This is a genomic window from Pseudomonas sp. KBN12P06040 (assembly GCF_037574965.1).
In the GTDB taxonomy this organism is placed as follows: domain Bacteria; phylum Pseudomonadota; class Gammaproteobacteria; order Pseudomonadales; family Pseudomonadaceae; genus Pseudomonas; species Pseudomonas aeruginosa.
In genome coordinates this window covers 3651609-3668105 of sequence record NZ_JBBELS010000001.1, presented here as the reverse complement: position 1 = coordinate 3668105, position 16497 = coordinate 3651609, and the positions used below count along the sequence as shown (strand labels likewise).

Sequence of the window (16497 nt, the reverse complement as noted above, 5' to 3'; positions counted from 1 at the left end):
AAAAAGCCCGGTATCAACCGGGCTTTCGCTGGAGCGGGCCTTAGCCCAGGTGCTTCTTGTCCAGCTCGATCGCCTGGTCGAGGGTTTCCAGCAGTGCCTTGCGCACCTTGAGCTTGGTATTGCGGTGCGCGGTCATGTTGAGTTTCTTCAACTGCTGGGCCGCTGCACGCGCGCTTTCCTGCAACTGGTCGGCGCTGACCAGGGTGTCGAGGAAGCCGGCATCCACCGCAGCGGCCGGACTGAACATCTCGGCATTGATGACCGAGCGGGTGAACGCCGACTTGCGCAGGCGATCGCGGGCCAGTTCGATGCCGACATGGTGCATGGTCATGCCGATGGCGACTTCGTTCAGGCCGATCTGGAACGGCCCGTCGACGCCGATCCGGTAGTCGGCCGAGAGCAGCAGGAAGGCGCCCTTGGCTACCGCGTGCCCGGGGCAGGCGACGATCACCGGGTAGGGATGGGAGAGCAGGCGGCGAGCCAGGGTCGAGCCGGCGGCGACCAGGTTGACGGCATTCTCCGGGCCGGAGGTCATGACCTTCAGGTCGTAGCCACCGGAGAGGATGCCCGGCTGGCCGGTGACGATGACCACGGCCTTGTCCTGCAAGGCCTGGTCGAGAGCCTGGTTGAAGGCGTCGATCACCGCCGGGGAGATGGCGTTCACCTTGCCGTTGTTGAGGGTCAGGGTGGCGATGCCGTCTTCGAACTGGTAGCTGATCAACTCGCTCATGGCAGGATTCCTTTTGGTGGAGTGGCGCAGACCTTACTGATGGCCGCCGTCGGCGTAAAGCGCTTTGGCTGACCCGCGGGTCATGCGCGATTGCGCTTGCGCGGCCTCCCGGCCAGGGCTCCAGCGACGCCTGCGCGTTCCTGCCAGAAGAAACGGTTGAGTCTGACCGGGGAAGACAGCAATATGGGCCCTATCGTTAGTCCGGCCTTGCATGCGGTGCAGGCCAGCCGTTTCGAGGATGTCCGCCAGGCGCGATCCGCCACCGGGACGAGAACGGACGAAGGTCTCCGGCGGTCCGCTGGAGGCCGGTACGCGGGGGCGTCCTCGCGAGGAACCTATCAATCAGGCGCGGGTCGGGTTACGAACCCGTTGAGGAGATCCAAAGTGAGCGAGTCCCTGTCCATCCATCATGACGTGGGCGGCCATCAATTCGAGACGACGGTGGATGGCCATCGTGCCTATCTGGCCTATATGGACCTGGGCAAGCAGACGCTGGATATCTACCGGACCTTCGTACCGGATTCGCTGCGTGGTCGCGGTATCGCCGCTGCGTTGACCGAGCACGCCCTGCAGTACGCCGACCGCATGGGCTACAGCGTGATCCCGTCCTGCTCCTACGTGGAGCGTTACATCGAGCGTCGTCAGCGTCAGGCCGATCCGGCCGCCTGAGCAGGCGTGCAATGAAAAACGCCGGGCATCAGCCCGGCGTTTTCGTTTCCGCCTCGCTCAGCCGCGCAGGCGTTTCGGCAGCACGTCCTTGAGCTTGGCGTGCATGCTGCGGATGCTCTTCTCGGTGGTCGCCCAGTCGATGCAGGCGTCGGTGATGGAGACGCCGTACTGAAGTTGGTCGAGATCCTTCGGAATCGGCTGGCTGCCCCAGCCCAGGTGGCTTTCCACCATCAGGCCGACGATCGAGTTGTTGCCTTCGACGATCTGGTTGCTGACGTTGTCCATCACCAGCGGTTGCAGGGCCGGGTCCTTGTTGGAGTTGGCGTGGCTGCAGTCGACCATGATGTTCAGCGGGATTTTCGCCTTGTTCAGGTCCTGCTCGCAGAGCGCGACGCTGACCGAATCGTAGTTCGGCTTGCCGTTGCCGCCGCGCAACACCACGTGACCGTAGCGGTTGCCCTTGGTGGTGACGATGGATACGCCGCCCTGCTGGTTGATGCCGAGGAAACGATGTGGGCTGGAGACCGACTGCAGGGCATTGATCGCCACGGTCAGGCTGCCATCGGTGCCGTTCTTGAAGCCGACCGCGGAAGACAGGCCGGAGGCCATCTCGCGGTGGGTCTGCGATTCGGTGGTACGGGCGCCGATCGCCGACCAACTGATCAGGTCCTGCAGGTACTGCGGGGAAATCGGGTCGAGCGCTTCGGTGGCGGTGGGCAAGCCTTTCTCGGCGAGGTCGCGGAGCAGTTGGCGGCCGATGTGCAGGCCATCCTGGATCTTGAACGAGTCGTCCAGGTACGGATCGTTGATCAGGCCTTTCCAGCCCACCGTGGTACGCGGCTTCTCGAAGTACACGCGCATCACCAGGAACAGCGTATCCGCCACTTCGGCCGCGAGCGCCTTGAGGCGGTCGGCGTATTCGTGGGCGGCCTTGATGTCGTGGATGGAGCAGGGGCCGATCACCACGAACAGACGGTGGTCCTTGCCATCCAGAATGTCGCGCACCACCTGGCGACCATGGGCCACGGTCTGCAGCGCCTTGTCGGTCAGGGGAATTTCACGCTTGAGCTGCTCCGGCGTGATCAGGGTCTCGTTGGAGGCAACGTTAAGGTCGTCGATCTGTAAATCAGCCATCGTGGTACTCAATCAGGTCACGGGCGCCGGCCGCCGGGAGGCCCCCTGCGAAAGGGCGCAGGCATGAAGTTCGCAAACGGGGAGACGAACCTTAACGTGTCGGGCCGGGCCTAGACAATGGGCGGGACGCGGTTCGCCGGTGTTTTCCCCGCTCTGCGCACGTTTTCTTCGTTGCTCCGGGCCAAGGCTGCCAGCGGAGTTGCAGGCGAGGCCGCCGCGGACGATATTGTGCAGGTGCTGCGGAGGGGCGCGCCTTGCGCGTATCCGCTGGCCGAGGAGGGCGCCAGCGCTATCGCAGGAGCCGAAGCATACGGATGATGGTCGGGCCCCATTTCTTCCTTTCTATCGAGGTCAGCAGCGTGCCGTCCCTGGAACTCACCGATCTGGACGCCGACCGGCAGTTGCTTGCCCTGGAAGGGGTTTCGCTGTTGGTATTCACCAGCGAAGGCTGCGCGTCGTGCCGCTGGGCCCGGCGCCATCTCCCCGCGATGGACCTGCCCATCGAGCGCCTGTGCTGGGTGGACGCCGGCCGCAATGGCGGCCTGGTGGAACGCTACGGCGTCTTTCACCTGCCGGCCCTGTTCATGGTCCGCGACGGCCGCTTCCATGGCGCACTGAACGTTCCGCTGCACCAGGAAGCCTTGCGGGGTGCGGTGCTGGCGGGGTCGACCGCTTTACCTGAGGAGTTGCCCTGATGGATTCAAAGCAGCAACGGATCGGCGTCATCGGTACGGGAGCCATCGGCGGCTTCTATGGATTGATGCTGGCGCATGCCGGTCACGACGTGCATTTTCTCCTGCGCAGCGAGTTCGAGGCGGTCAATCGCGCCGGACTCAGCCTGAATAGTGCGGTGCATGGCTTCCGGCGCCTGGCGCCGGTCCAGGCCTACCATTCGGCGCAGGACATGCCGCCCTGCGACTGGTTGCTGGTGGGCGCCAAGACCACCGGCAATGACGAACTGGCACCCCTGATCCGCGCAGCGGCGGCGCCGGGTGCCAAGGTTCTGCTGCTGCAGAACGGTCTGGGCGTGGAGGAGCGGCTGCGGCCGCTGCTGCCGGAAAGCCTGCATCTGCTGGGCGGCCTCTGCTTCATCTGTGTGCATCGCGGCGAACCGGGCGTGATCGAGCACCAGGCCTACGGCGGAGTGAATCTCGGCTATCATTCCGGACCGGCCGACGAGCGACGCCGGCGCGAGATCGTCGAGGAGGGTGCCGCGCTGTTCCGCGAGTCCGGGCTGGAGTCCACGGCGATGCCCGACCTGGAGCAGGCGCGCTGGCAGAAGCTGGTCTGGAACATCCCCTACAACGGGCTGTCGGTATTGCTGAAGAGCAGCACCGCGCCGCTGATGGCCAACGCGGACAGTCGGTCGCTGATCGAGGCGATCATGGAGGAAGTCATCGGTGCTGCCGGCGCCTGCGGCTTCATCCTGCCTGAGGGCTATGCGGACCAACTGTTGGCGGCGACCGAGCGGATGCCCGACTATCGGCCGAGCATGTACCACGACTTCGCCCATGGGCGGCCACTGGAGCTGGCGGCGATCTATGCCGCGCCCCTGGCCCGCGCTGCTGCTGCGGGCTACCGGATGCCCAGGGTCGAGGCGCTGCACCAGGCGTTGCGCTTCCTCGAAGCGCAACCGCGCTGAAGGGCCGAGCGCGGCGACCAGCCGGCGCCGCGCTCGCAGGGAGAAAAGGGATTTACCCCAACGGGCCGGAAAAAGCCCGAAACAGCAGGGAACGCTAGGAGAATGGATGCTTGCTGCTAATCTGCTAATGAGGCCCGCCGCGCAGGCTGTCGAGGAGGCCGCATGATTCGTTCGATTCTCTATGCCACCGATCTGGGGCTCTATGCTCCCTATGTCCTGCAACACGCCCTGTCGCTGACCCGCGCCTACAACGCCGAGCTCTATGTCGTCCATGTGGTGGAGCCCCTCGGGCTGTTCGCCGAGTCGGTCCTGCAGACCTACCTTGACACCGAGCGTCTCCAGGACCTGCGGGCGCAAGGGCTGGACAACGTCATGGAAAGCATCGAGAAGCGGGTCCTGGAAGGGTTTCGCGATGAACTCGGCGAGTTGCCCCAGGATGCGGCGCTGGTCAAGAGCGTGCGAGTGGTGCAGGGCGACCCGCCGCAGATGATCCTCGATGAGGCGGAAAAGCTGGCCGTGGACCTGATCGTCGCCGGCAGCCATAGCCACGGCACCCAGCTCGATACGCCGCTGGGCCGGACTGCCGCGCGTCTGGTGCAACTGGCGGAGGTACCGGTGTACCTGGTGCCGATGTTGCAGCACCGTAGTCGCGACCTGTAGGCCAGCGGTCGGCTGGTGAAAAAGCGTGCAAAATCAAAAAAAACGTCTAATTTTATTCCTCAAACCATTAATATGGTTATATACCTTCGGTTCTTGATCGCCGGTCGCGACAACCTTTTCGAGGAATCTCCATGAAGCTTCAGCAATTGCGCTATATCTGGGAGGTTGCGCACCACGACCTCAACGTCTCCGCCACGGCGCAGAGCCTCTATACTTCGCAGCCGGGCATCAGCAAGCAGATCCGCCTGCTGGAGGACGAACTGGGCGTCGAAGTGTTCGCTCGCAGCGGCAAGCACCTGACCCGGGTGACGCCGGCGGGGGAGCGGATCATCCATACCGCCGGCGAGATCCTGCGCAAGGTCGAGAGCATCAAGCAGATCGCCCAGGAATTCTCCAACGAGAAGAAGGGCACGCTGTCCATCGCCACTACCCACACCCAGGCGCGCTATGCGCTGCCCAACGTGATCAGCGGCTTCATCAAGCAGTACCCGGACGTCTCCCTGCACATGCACCAGGGCACGCCGATGCAGATCGCCGAAATGGCGGCCGACGGCACCGTCGACTTCGCCATCGCCACCGAGGCGCTGGAGTTGTTCGGCGACCTGATCATGATGCCCTGCTACCGCTGGAATCGCTGCGTCATCGTGCCCCACGGGCATCCGCTGACCAAGCTGCCGAAACTGACCCTGGAAGCCCTGGCCGAGCAGCCGATCGTCACCTACGTGTTCGGCTTCACTGGCCGTTCCAAGCTCGACGAAGCCTTCAGCCAGCGCGGCCTGGTGCCCAAGGTGGTATTCACCGCGGCCGATGCCGACGTGATCAAGACCTACGTGCGGTTGGGCCTGGGGGTCGGCATCGTGGCGCACATGGCGGTCGATCCGAAGCTCGACAACGACCTGGTGATCCTCGACGCCAGCCACCTGTTCGAGTCCAGCGTGACCAAGATCGGCTTCCGCCGCGGCACCTTCCTGCGCGGCTTCATGTGCGACTTCATCGAGAAATTCGCTCCGCACCTGACCCGCGAGCTGCTGGCCAAGGCCGTGCAATGCCACAACAAGGCCGAGCTGGACGAGTTGTTCGACGGCATCGAACTGCCGGTCTATTGATCGCCTCGGCCCATGAAAAAGCCCGGCCTGGTGCCGGGCTTTTTCATGGCTGGCCCTCAGAGCATGTCGAGATTGTCGCGTCCGGCCAGCCTGGCCAGCGCTTCACGATCAGCGTCCGCGGCCTGCTCGGCTCGCGGTTCGAGGACTTCATGGAGGAAGCTCATGAACACGGTGTAGACCTGTTCGCGCCCGTCGTCGTGGCGAACCACGAAGAACGGCGCGGTCTCTACGCCATATTGGGCGGCGACCATCCAGCCTGCGCTGTTCGGGTCGCGTTCGTCGGCCACCAGGGTGCGATGGATGCGCGGCAGGTAGCCGCCTTGTTCCAGGCGTTGCCGGACTTCCTTGCACTTGCGGCAGTCCTCGCCGGTGGCGAGGACTTTCTTGACCATGGTGATGCGCATGCTGGGTCTCCGCTCGGGGTTCGACCCGCACTTTACCCCGATTGCATACGCTCTATCGACGGTTTCAGGCCTTGCTGATCAGGTTGCCGGCGTGCAGCCCGCACTCCTTGTGGGTGGCTTCCTCCCACCACCAGCGGCCCTCGCGCTCGTGCTGGTTGGGCAGCACCGGACGGGTGCAGGGTTCGCAGCCGATGCTGATATAGCCGCGTTCGTGCAGGCTGTTGTAGGGCAGTTCGAGCATGCGGATATAGCCCCAGACTTCCTCGCTGGTCATGGACGACAGCGGGTTGAACTTGTACAGCGGCTTTTCTGGCGTGGAAAAGGCACCGTCGATTTCCAGCACCGCCACCTGGCTGCGCGTGCCGGGGCTCTGGTCGCGGCGTTGGCCGGTGGCCCAGGCGCGCACGCCGGCGAGCTTGCGCTTGAGCGGTTCGATCTTGCGGATGCCGCAGCACTCGCCGTGGCCGTCCCGGTAGAAGCTGAACAGGCCCTTTTCCTTCACCAGGGGTTCGAGCAGGCGCGGGTCGGGGGAAAGCACGTCGATGGCGATGCCGTAGTGTTCGCGGACCTGGTCGATGAAACGATAGGTTTCCGGGTGCAGGCGACCGGTGTCGAGGCTGAACACCTTCACGTTGCGGTTGAGCTTCCAGGCCATGTCTACCAGGACGACGTCCTCGGCGCCGCTGAAGGAGATCCACAGCTCGTCGCCGAAGTGCTCGAAGGCGGCTTTCAGGATGTCCTGGGGGGATTTGTCGGCAAGGCTGGAAGCGAGGGCGGGAAGGTCGAAAGGCTGGCTCATCGGGCTGGGGTCCTGGTGCTGGGCGGCGCTGTTGCGCTCTGTGGCGGGAATGGTAGCAAAGGGCGGCATATGGCCCTAAATAACCATTTACCCCTGTCGACCTTGATTCCAGGAATAAGCCGGCGTTGCCTTGCCCTCGGCGAGGGGCTAGAGTGCCGCGTCCGTCGTCACCCCATCGTTCAGAGAATTTCGAGGAGAGTCCTGTGGAAATTGCCTGTCTTGACCTGGAAGGCGTGCTGGTTCCGGAAATCTGGATCGCGTTCGCGGAAAAAACCGGTATCGACGCCTTGAAGGCGACCACCCGGGACATTCCGGACTACGACGTGCTGATGAAGCAGCGCCTGCGCATCCTCGACGAACATGGTCTGAAGCTGGGCGACATCCAGGAGGTGATCGCTACCCTGAAGCCGCTGGAGGGGGCGGTGGAATTCGTCGACTGGCTGCGCGAGCGCTTCCAGGTGGTGATTCTCTCCGACACCTTCTACGAGTTCTCCCAGCCGCTGATGCGCCAGCTGGGCTTCCCGACCCTGTTGTGCCACAAGCTGGAGATCGACGACAGCGACCGCGTGGTCGGCTATCAATTGCGCCAGAAGGATCCCAAGCGGCAGTCGGTGATCGCCTTCAAGAGCCTCTACTATCGGGTGATCGCCGCCGGCGATTCCTACAACGACACCACCATGCTTTCCGAGGCCCACGCCGGCATCCTGTTCCATGCCCCGGAAAACGTGATCCGCGAGTTTCCCCAGTTCCCCGCGGTGCATACCTACGAAGACCTCAAGCGCGAGTTCCTCAAGGCTTCCAGCCGTTCGCTGAGCCTGTAGCCGCGCCGCCGATGAAAGAGCCCGCGGAACGCGGGCTCTTTTCTATTCCGGGGACGCTGTCCCGGCCATTCCTTCCAGGGTTTCCAGCAGCACCCGGACCTTGTCCAGGGTTTCCTGGTACTCGTCCTCCCAGTGCGAGTCGGCGACGATGCCGCCGCCGCCCCAGCAACTGACCTGGCCGTCCCTGACCAGCAGGGTGCGGATGGCGATCGAGCTGTCCATCTCGCCGCGCACGTCGAGGTAGAACAGGCTGCCGCAGTAGATGCCGCGTCGGCTCGGTTCCAGCTCGTCGATGATCTGCATGGCGCGAATCTTCGGCGCGCCGGTGATCGAGCCGCCGGGGAAGCTGCCTTCCAGCAGGTCGAGGGCGTCCTTGCCCGGCGCCAGTTCGCCGGTGACGCTGCTCACCAGGTGATGCACGTTGGGATAGCTTTCCAGGGCGAACAGCTCCGGTACCCGTACGCTGCCAGGTTGGCAACTGCGTCCGATGTCGTTGCGCAGCAGGTCGACGATCATCAGGTTTTCCGCGCGGTCCTTGGGGCTGGCCAGCAGCGACGCCGCCAGCGCCATGTCCTCCTCGGGCGTCTTGCCACGCGGGCGGGTGCCCTTGATCGGCCGGGTTTCCACCTTGCCCTTGCCGAGCTTGAGGAAGCGCTCCGGCGACAGGCTGAGGATCGCGCCGTCGGCCAGTCGCAGGTAGCCGGAGAACGGCGTCGGGCAGGCCTCGCGCAGGGCGCGATAGGCCGGCCACGGCGAGCCGCTGCAAGCGGCCTGGAAGCGCTGGCTATAGTTCACCTGGTAGCAGTCGCCTGCCTGGATGTAGTCCTGGATGCGGCGGATCGCCTGCCGATAGTCGGATGCGCTGATGCTCCGTCGGAATTTTCCCAGAAGCTTGAAGTTGCCGGCCGTGCCTTGCGCTTCCTCGCTGAACAGGGCGATCAGGCGCTGGCGTTCGCGCTCGTCCAATCGCGGGTGGAATACCAGTTGGCTGGTGCCGGCCTGGTGGTCGCTGATCAGCGCCCAGGCATACAGGCCGACGGAGGCCAGCGGCAGGCCCAGGTCATCGCGGGCGTGTTCGCCGATGCGCTCGATGCGCCGACCCAGGTCGTAGGATAAATAGCCCAGCAGACCGCCGGCGAAGGGCAGTTCGTACGGCGCTGGCAGCTGCGCGGGGCCCAGGCTTCCGGCCGCTTCGCGTAGGCGGGCGAAGAAGCGGTTGGCCGATTCGTCGGGCAGCGGCGCCAGTTCTGCCAATGGCCAGGCGCTCATAAGGTCATAGCGTCCACGGGTAGCGATGGGGCGACCCGAATCGAGCATCACCGCACCGGGCGCCTCATGGATGATGGCAAAGAGACAGCTTGGGTCGCTATGGTAGGGCAGGGGGTGAACATGACAACTGGGCATGGAAAGTGGGGGTAGTGGGACAGTCAGGAATTCTAGTTCGCCGGAATCGTCGATCCTAGAGCCATTTCTTCAGTTTACGTAAGAAGGGTGATCTGCTAATTATGGAAATATCCCACGGAGATTTGGCTCCGTACCACAATGATAATGACACAGGGATACAGGCCGTGGATGCAGTACAGGATCCAGCAGCCGGCAGCCTTTCGCGCTCCAGAATAGTGCCGCCTCAGGTGCCAGCCGAATATTCTCTTCGCCCCGCGATCCGCAACCTGCTGGATCGCAATCCCCATTCACGCGTTCTGATGTTTTCCGCACCTGCCGGCTTCGGCAAGACCTGCGCGCTCGCCGCCCTGGCCAGGGAGCGCACTGTAGCAGACCAGGCGGTGGCCTGGCTGTCGCTGGCCGAAGAAGACGACGACCCCGCCCGTTTCTGCCGGCAGCTGATCGAGGCGCTGGGCGAAGCCGTGCCGCAGCTTGGCGACGACGCCCAGACCTACCTGCAGAACACCATGCGGGTCCCGGTGGTGGCGGTGATCGAAAGCCTGCTCGGCGATCTCGATCGCTATGCGCGGCCGTTGCTGCTGGTGCTGGACGACCTGCACCTGGTTAGCAACCCGGACATCTTCACCGGCCTCAACCGCCTGGTGCAGTACGCACCGCCCGGGCTGGTCCTGGCCCTGGGCACGCGTTCGCAGCCGGCGCTGAGCCTGGCTACCTGGCGGGCCAAGGGACTGTTGCTGGAAATCGGCCTCGAGGAGCTGCGCCTCGGCTTCGAGGAAACCCGCGAATACCTCGAGCGCAGCGGTCTCTATCTGGACGAGCCCTGCCTGAAGGCGCTCTATGGCCAGACCGAAGGCTGGGTGGTGGGCGTGCATCTCGTCAGCCTGTGGCTGCGCCAGCAACCGCAGGTGCAGGAAATGGCCCTGCTCGACGGCGACAAGCAGGCGGTCAGCGCCTATCTGCTGGCGGCGGTCTTCGAACGCTTGCCTGGCGACCTGCAGGAAGCGCTGCTGGCCCTTGGCGTTGCCAGCCAATTGAGCGGCGACCTGGCCAACGCCCTGACCGGGCGCCAGGACGGCCAGGCGCTGCTGGAACGCCTGGAGTCCATGCAATTGTTCCTCCTGCCGCTGGATCGCGAACGCCAGTGGTATCGCTTCCACCTGCTGTTCGCCGACTTCCTCCGCAACCGCCTGCGCGACTCCGATCCGGACCGTTTTAAGCAACTGCATTTCAACGCCAGCCTGTGGTTCACCAACCACCACATGCCGACGTTCGCCATCGAGCATGCCTGTGCGGCGGAAGACCCGGAGATGATCGCCGCGCTGGTCGACGGATGCGGACTGGAGCTGATCAACCGCGGCCAGCTCAGCCTGATCTACCGTTGGCGCAAGCATGTGCCGGACGAAATCGCCGAGCGCTATCCGATCCTGGTCCTTACCGATGTCTGGTCGCGGGCCAGCGACCTCAGCCTGGGCGAGGCCAACCGGATCATCGACGAACTGCTGGCGCGCTGGGGGGAGAGCCGCGGCGACGGACCGATGGGCGACCAGTACCTCTCCGCGCTGGCGGTGAAAGCGGTGGTGGCGTTGCAGAAGGACGATCTGGAACTGTGCATCTCCCTGGCTCGCCGGGTCGAGGTCCAGCTCGGGCAGAACGCTGCCTTCCTCGAAGTGGCGGTGTTGATCACCGCCGCGCTGGCCCAGGTGGTCCGTGGCCAGGGCGACCAGGCGCGGCGCCTGCTGGGGCTGGCGCAGCAGCGCAATCATTTCCTCGAAGGGCGCTACCTGGACATGCAACTGGCCAACGTCGAGGTGATCCTCGCACTCGAGCAGGGCCAGGTGAAACAGGCGCAACTGCTCATCGAGCGGCTCCGCCAGCGTGCCCGGCCGCTGTTCGAGAAGTCCAGGAGCGCGCTGGCGCTGCCGACCATCACCGAGGCCCTGACCGCCTACTACAGGATCGAGCTGGACGGGCTGGAAGAGCGCCTGGGCTGGGCGCTCGGGCATGTGGATGTGATCAATCCGATCGATTTCTATGCCCAGGGACAGATCTGCCTGGCGCGCACCCAGCGCCTGCTGGGACGGCCGAAGGAGGCGCTGGCCAGCCTGGCGGCGATGCAGGCCCTGGCCTCGCGCAATCAGTCGTGGCGCTTCTTCGCCCAGGCCATGGCCGAAGAGATCAACCTGATCCTCCAGGACAGCGGCCCCGACCGCCTGAAGCGCGCCGAGCAGCGGTTGAAGAGCGTGGACTGGAACAAGATGGCCGCACACTACCGCAACATGGCCTTCAACCCGGTCAACTGGTCGCTGGGTGTGAGCCGCGTGCGCCTGTTGCAGGGGCGAGGACATTTCAGCGAGGCGCTGCACGAGATCACTCAGTTGCGCGGCACCTTGCAGCCCGGCTGGCACGGCCTGCAGCGCCTGCGCCTGGATATCCTGGCGGCGCTCAGCTATCAGCGCCTGGGCTACCAGGAACGGGCCAACAGCCTGCTCGGCGAATGCCTGATCAATGCCGAACGGGAAGGGGTGCGCAGCCTCTTCATCGAGGAAGGCGACGGCATTCGCCAGTTGCTCCAGCAACTCGAATCCACCGAGCGCCAGCCGGCGCTACAGACCTTCATTCGCGGCCTGCTCGGCATCTGGCCCGGGCAGGGCGTGCGCAAGCCCCAGGATGCGCTCGAGGAAGGCCTGACGGAGCGCGAGCGCGAAGTGGTCTGCCTGGCCGCACAGGGCCTATCCAACGAAGAAATCGGCCAGCGCCTGTCGCTGGCCCTGGGGACCGTCAAATGGCATCTGCACAACATCTACGAAAAGCTCAAGGTGCGCAATCGCACCCAGGCGATCCGGCGAGCCCGCGAGCTGAGCCTGCTCTGACCATGGGCCATCGCGACGGGGTTCCCGCCAGCACCATCCCGCTGTTGCAGACCAAGCTGTTCCCGCCAGGCGCCGGAGGGCTGCCGCTGCTGCCCCGCCAGGCGCTGATCGACCGCCTGTACGAGGCCCGCGGGCGACGCGCGATGGTGCTCAGCGCGCCGGCCGGCTTCGGCAAGAGCACCATCCTCTGCCAGTTGCGCCTGCGCCTGCTGGAGCAGGGCGCGGCGGTCGCATGGTTGTCCTGTGACGAGACCGACAGCGAACCGCAGCGTCTGATCCAGTACCTGCTGGCGAGCATCCAGCGAGTGGTCCCGGCATTCGGCGGCAATACCGCCAATCTGCTCGGCACCGACGTCGCGGTGCCGCTGGAGGGTATCCTGGATGCCTTCCTCGCCGACCTGCGTCGCCTGGAAGGTCCCTTGTACCTGTTCCTCGACGATTTCCACCGCATCCGCCACGCCGCCTTGCCGCATGGGGTTCGCTACCTGATCGAGAACCTGCCCGATCACGTGCGGGTGGTGGCCTCGACCCGCTTCCGCCCGCGCTTCCTGGTCGACGAGCCGACCCTCAAGCCCTGGACCTTCTGCCTGAGCGCGGAAGACCTGCGGCTATCGCGCGAGGAGAGCGATGCGTTTCTCCTCGACCTCAAGGGACTGGAACTGGGCGAGCGCGAGCTGAAGCTTCTGTTCAAGCGCACGGAAGGCTGGATCACGGCGTTGCACCTGGCGGCCCTGGCCCTCAGTCGCAATACCGACCGGGAAGGTTTCCTCCGCAGGCTCTCCGGGACCGAACGGAACATCGCCGACTACTTGGCGGAAGACGTGCTGGCCAGCCTGCCCGCCGACCTGCAGCTGTTCCTCGACCAGACCTCGGTGCTCGACGAGTTCAATGCGGAACTGTGCAATGCGCTGACCGGACGTCGCGACGGCCTGGACATGCTCATGCGCCTGCAGAACGAGCAGTTGTTCGTCATCGCCCTGGACGACCAGCGCGAATGGTTCCGCTACCACCATCTGTTCGCCGAGTTCCTCCAGGGGCGGCTGTCCCGGCATGCCGATCCGACCCCGCTGCTGCATGCGGCGGCGCGCTGGTGCGAGGGGCGCGACCTGGCCGACCGGGCGATCAAGTACGCCCTTCGCGCCCGCGACTACCTGTTCGCCGCCGAGTTGCTGGAGCGCCAGGGCGCGCGCCTGATCGCCGGTAACCGGGTGTACGGCATCCTCGGCATGCTCAACGGCATTCCCGCCGAGGTGATCCGTGAGCATCCGGTGTTCCAGATCTTCTACGCCTGGCAACTGGCGTTCGAGCAACGCTTCGCCGAGGCCGAGGCGTTGATCGAGGAGGTCAGCCACCGCCTCTTGCAGGGGCGCGGCAAGGTCATGCACTTCGGGCTCGGCGAGTTGCTCGCCGCCGCCCAGGTGCTCAAGGCCCTGGTGTTGCTCTACCAGGACAAGCTCGAAGCCTGCCTGAAGGTCGCCCGCCACTGGCTGTCCATGGTCCCGAGCAACCAGCCGGTGTTCCGCGCCAGCCTGCTCTGCGTGCAGGCTTCGGCGCATGCGCTGCTCGGCGACTACGCCGAGGCCGCCGGCGCCATCGGTTCCGCGCGGGAAGACCTGAAAGTCGCCGACAGCGAGTACCTGCAGGTGGTGACCAGCCTGATCGAATCCCTGATCTGCAAGGAGAGTGGCGACCTGGAGCGGGGCAGGGCGATCGCCGAGTCGGCGCGCAACCGGGTCGAGCAGGTGTTCGGCCGGCGCAGCCGGGTCGGCGGCCCCTTGTCGCTGGCCTATGCCGACCTGCTCTACGAGCAGGACCGGCATGCCGGCGTGCTCGCCGAACTACCGCTGGCGACGGTCTGGCGGGATGTCGCGACGCCGGTGGAACTGCTCAGTCGCGGCCAGTTGGTCATGGCCAAGGCGCGCTTCTTCTCCGGCGCCGCCGAGCAGGGGCTGGCGCAACTCGACGAATGGCTGAGCGGTCTGCTCTCGCCCGGCTACGAGCGTGTCTATGCTCACGCCATGAGCTGCAAGGTGCAGTTCCTGCTGTGGCTGCGCCGTCCGAACGAGGCCGAACGGGTCTGCCTGCAACTGGAGCGGCATCTTGCCGGGCTCTCCGGCGAGCGGCATGCCGACGCACAGACCGCCCTGGTCCTGGCGGAGGCTCGGCTGGCATTGTCCGAGCGTCACGCGGAACGCGCGCAGAGCAAGCTGGAAAGCTGTCTGGCCGGCTACTCTTCCGCTTACCAGAGGGATCGGCGGCTGCGTTTGTCCTTGTTACTTTCTGTGGCGTATTGGCAGAAAGGTAACAGCGAAAAAGCCATCGGCCTGTTCCTCGCCACGCTCGAGGAAGCCTGGAATCTCGGCTATCGCCGGCTGTTCCAGGACGACGCGTTGTGGCTGTTGCCGATGTGGGAAAGCTGGAGGGAAGCGGAGCCCAAGCGTGCCGCGGCCTGGCAGGGGCTGGCCGACCTGCTCCGCGAGCAGTGCCGGAAGCTCTCCGTGGACCCGGAAAGTTTCGATGAAAATCAGGATGTTAGCCATCGCGAACGGGAAATCCTGCGGCTGGTGGCGGCGGGCTTGTCGAACCGCGATATCGCGCAGGCGGTGCACCTGTCGGAAGCCACCATCAAGTGGCACCTGCACAACCTGTTCGCCAAGCTGGGTGTGAAGAGCAGAACGCAAGCCGTACTAAAGGGTAAAAGCCTGGGACTGCTGAGCGAGGCGTGAGCGGCAGCCGCCATCGCTCCATCCCTTGGATGGGCTGGCGGCGGAAGGGGTGGCCCAGTAGCTTGGAATCCAGGACGAGAGAGCATGAGGCTCTACCGAATCCATGTCCGGGACACCTAGGGAAGCAGTACCGGACCTGGAGACCGGCGAGATGCCGGTCGATCTGCCGGGGACAGGATGCAAACGGCAGTGCCCTGGGGCAAACCACACCTGAACACTGGAGAAATAACAATGAAAAAGCACCTGTTCCTTGCAACTGCTGTTCTGGCTGCTCCCTTGCTGGCGCATGCCGACCTGAAAGCCATGGACGATGGCGCGCTGTCCGACGTGACCGGCCAGGCAGGCATCAGCATTTCCGGTACTTTCCAGGGCTCCGTCGGGGCCGTGACCTACACCGATACCGACACCAACGGCGGCTCCCTGCGGCTGGAGAACATCAGCCTGCCGGCGCTGACCATCGACGATACCAAGCCGCTGACCATCGACGTCGTCACCACCGATATCGGCGGCAAGTCGACCCAGCAATTGGCCATCGGCCTGCCGGCCATCACCGGCGACGTGACCGTTGGCGCCATCAAGGTGGGCGACACCAGCGCCGCCAGCATCGGCTCGCTGACCGTCTCCGGGCTGAACATGGCCGGTTCCACCATCAAGGTCTGGGGTCACTGATCCAGGAACCGAGTCGAGACGCGAAGACCTCGCCGAGGCATCGGCGGGGTCTTTCTCCGAAAGAGGTACGACGGGGCGATGTTCGAGATTTTGCTGGGAAGTCTGATCGGGCTGTTCGGGTTCACCCAGACGGTCGATACCAAGCCGCAACCGCAGGGCACGGTCAACCTCAGCCAGCCTCTGACCCCCAATGGACCCTACCGCGAATCGGTGCAACTGGAGCCGATGAGCCAGTTGCAGTTCCGCAACGTCATCCGCCAGGCCTATGACTACAGCTGCGGCTCGGCGGCGCTTACCACGCTGCTGGACTACTACCTCGGGCGCAACCTCGAGGAACGCCAGGTCATGGAAGGGCTGCTGCGCTATGGCGAGGCCGATAAGATCGTGCAGCGCCGCGGTTTCTCGCTGCTCGACATGAAGCGCTACGCCGCTGCGCTGGGCTACAAGAGCGGTGGTTTTCGCGCCGAGTTCAGCGACCTGGACGCTCTCGAGCATCCGGCGCTGGTCCCCATCCACTATGCCGGCTTCAAGCATTTCGTGGTGGTGCGCGATGTCTACAACGATCACGTCTTCGTCGCCGATCCGGCCTTGGGCAACATCAGCTTCACCCGGACGCGCTTCGAGGAAATCTGGGACCAGAACGTCCTGTTCGTGATCTTCCCGAGTGGGCAGGAGCCCCGCAACGCGCTGGCGCTGAACGATCGCGACATGCGCCTGGTGGACGACCGCACCGTCAGCCTGCTGGCGTTCCGCGAGTTTCCGCAGATCAACAAGATCACTGAAAACCAGGTCCGTGAGCTGGGCACTGGTGGCGACGTCATACACCTGCGCACCAAGTAGCAGATACCCAAAAACAAGAACAA

The 16497-nt window shown here is 64.7% G+C and carries 15 protein-coding genes; 10 read left to right on the top strand and 5 right to left on the bottom strand.

Going from position 1 to position 16497, the window contains the following annotated elements; genetic code table 11:
* Nucleotides 1-40 precede the first annotated feature (40 nt).
* A complete protein-coding gene (locus VQ067_RS17165) occupies nucleotides 41-730 on the bottom strand; it encodes a crotonase/enoyl-CoA hydratase family protein (RefSeq protein WP_003087759.1) in 690 nt (229 codons plus the stop codon).
* Nucleotides 731-1114: 384 nt separating this feature from the next.
* Between VQ067_RS17165 and VQ067_RS17160 the strand changes: the two genes are divergently transcribed.
* Nucleotides 1115-1399, top strand: a complete 285-nt coding sequence (locus VQ067_RS17160) for a GNAT family N-acetyltransferase (protein WP_003087762.1) — start codon at nucleotides 1115-1117, stop codon at nucleotides 1397-1399.
* A 57-nt stretch (nucleotides 1400-1456) separates the two neighbouring features.
* On the opposite strand, the gene VQ067_RS17155 is transcribed toward VQ067_RS17160, so the two are convergent.
* Complete coding sequence (locus VQ067_RS17155; protein ID WP_033991555.1) at nucleotides 1457-2533, bottom strand: 3-deoxy-7-phosphoheptulonate synthase; 1077 nt, start codon at nucleotides 2531-2533, stop codon at nucleotides 1457-1459.
* Nucleotides 2534-2850: 317 nt separating this feature from the next.
* Between VQ067_RS17155 and VQ067_RS17150 the strand changes: the two genes are divergently transcribed.
* The 4 genes from VQ067_RS17150 to cysB all read left to right on the top strand — a co-directional run bounded on the left by VQ067_RS17150 (nucleotide 2851) and on the right by cysB (nucleotide 5941).
* Nucleotides 2851-3228 carry a thioredoxin family protein gene (locus VQ067_RS17150; protein WP_003120319.1) on the top strand — a complete coding sequence of 126 codons (378 nt, stop codon included), beginning with the start codon at nucleotides 2851-2853 and terminating at the stop codon, nucleotides 3226-3228.
* Nucleotides 3228-4175: a putative 2-dehydropantoate 2-reductase gene (locus VQ067_RS17145; RefSeq protein ID WP_003113573.1), complete on the top strand. Its 948-nt coding sequence runs from the start codon at nucleotides 3228-3230 to the stop codon at nucleotides 4173-4175. The genes VQ067_RS17150 and VQ067_RS17145 overlap by 1 nt, the downstream gene beginning before the upstream one ends.
* Before the next feature lie 162 nt (nucleotides 4176-4337).
* On the top strand, nucleotides 4338-4835 hold the full coding sequence (locus tag VQ067_RS17140; protein WP_003087770.1) for a universal stress protein: 498 nt from the start codon (nucleotides 4338-4340) through the stop codon (nucleotides 4833-4835).
* A gap of 131 nt (nucleotides 4836-4966) precedes the next feature.
* Nucleotides 4967-5941: an HTH-type transcriptional regulator CysB gene (gene cysB / locus VQ067_RS17135; protein ID WP_003087775.1), complete on the top strand. Its 975-nt coding sequence runs from the start codon at nucleotides 4967-4969 to the stop codon at nucleotides 5939-5941.
* Nucleotides 5942-5997: 56 nt separating this feature from the next.
* Here cysB and VQ067_RS17130 read toward each other — a convergent pair whose 3' ends face one another.
* Both VQ067_RS17130 and VQ067_RS17125 read right to left on the bottom strand, forming a co-directional pair.
* Nucleotides 5998-6345 carry a hypothetical protein gene (locus VQ067_RS17130; protein WP_003140016.1) on the bottom strand — a complete coding sequence of 116 codons (348 nt, stop codon included), beginning with the start codon at nucleotides 6343-6345 and terminating at the stop codon, nucleotides 5998-6000.
* Between the two features lie 64 nt (nucleotides 6346-6409).
* Nucleotides 6410-7213 carry a phosphoadenylyl-sulfate reductase gene (locus VQ067_RS17125; RefSeq protein ID WP_003120317.1) on the bottom strand — a complete coding sequence of 268 codons (804 nt, stop codon included), beginning with the start codon at nucleotides 7211-7213 and terminating at the stop codon, nucleotides 6410-6412.
* A 134-nt stretch (nucleotides 7214-7347) separates the two neighbouring features.
* Here VQ067_RS17125 and thrH point away from each other — a divergent pair, with 134 nt between their 5' ends.
* Nucleotides 7348-7965 carry a bifunctional phosphoserine phosphatase/homoserine phosphotransferase ThrH gene (thrH, locus tag VQ067_RS17120; RefSeq protein ID WP_003098078.1) on the top strand — a complete coding sequence of 206 codons (618 nt, stop codon included), beginning with the start codon at nucleotides 7348-7350 and terminating at the stop codon, nucleotides 7963-7965.
* Nucleotides 7966-8007: 42 nt separating this feature from the next.
* On the opposite strand, the gene pabB is transcribed toward thrH, so the two are convergent.
* Nucleotides 8008-9369 carry an aminodeoxychorismate synthase component I gene (gene pabB, locus VQ067_RS17115; protein WP_009314634.1) on the bottom strand — a complete coding sequence of 454 codons (1362 nt, stop codon included), beginning with the start codon at nucleotides 9367-9369 and terminating at the stop codon, nucleotides 8008-8010.
* 164 nt (nucleotides 9370-9533) lie between these two features.
* Here pabB and VQ067_RS17110 point away from each other — a divergent pair, with 164 nt between their 5' ends.
* The 4 genes from VQ067_RS17110 to VQ067_RS17095 all read left to right on the top strand — a co-directional run bounded on the left by VQ067_RS17110 (nucleotide 9534) and on the right by VQ067_RS17095 (nucleotide 16474).
* Nucleotides 9534-12239 (top strand): LuxR C-terminal-related transcriptional regulator, encoded by a 2706-nt coding sequence (locus VQ067_RS17110; protein ID WP_060853487.1) that lies wholly within the window; start codon nucleotides 9534-9536, stop codon nucleotides 12237-12239.
* 2 nt (nucleotides 12240-12241) lie between these two features.
* Complete coding sequence (locus VQ067_RS17105; RefSeq protein WP_033991557.1) at nucleotides 12242-14965, top strand: LuxR C-terminal-related transcriptional regulator; 2724 nt, start codon at nucleotides 12242-12244, stop codon at nucleotides 14963-14965.
* A gap of 231 nt (nucleotides 14966-15196) precedes the next feature.
* Nucleotides 15197-15634, top strand: a complete 438-nt coding sequence (locus VQ067_RS17100; protein WP_003098074.1) for a DUF6160 family protein — start codon at nucleotides 15197-15199, stop codon at nucleotides 15632-15634.
* Between the two features lie 78 nt (nucleotides 15635-15712).
* On the top strand, nucleotides 15713-16474 hold the full coding sequence (locus VQ067_RS17095; RefSeq protein ID WP_003098072.1) for a C39 family peptidase: 762 nt from the start codon (nucleotides 15713-15715) through the stop codon (nucleotides 16472-16474).
* Nucleotides 16475-16497 lie beyond the last annotated feature (23 nt).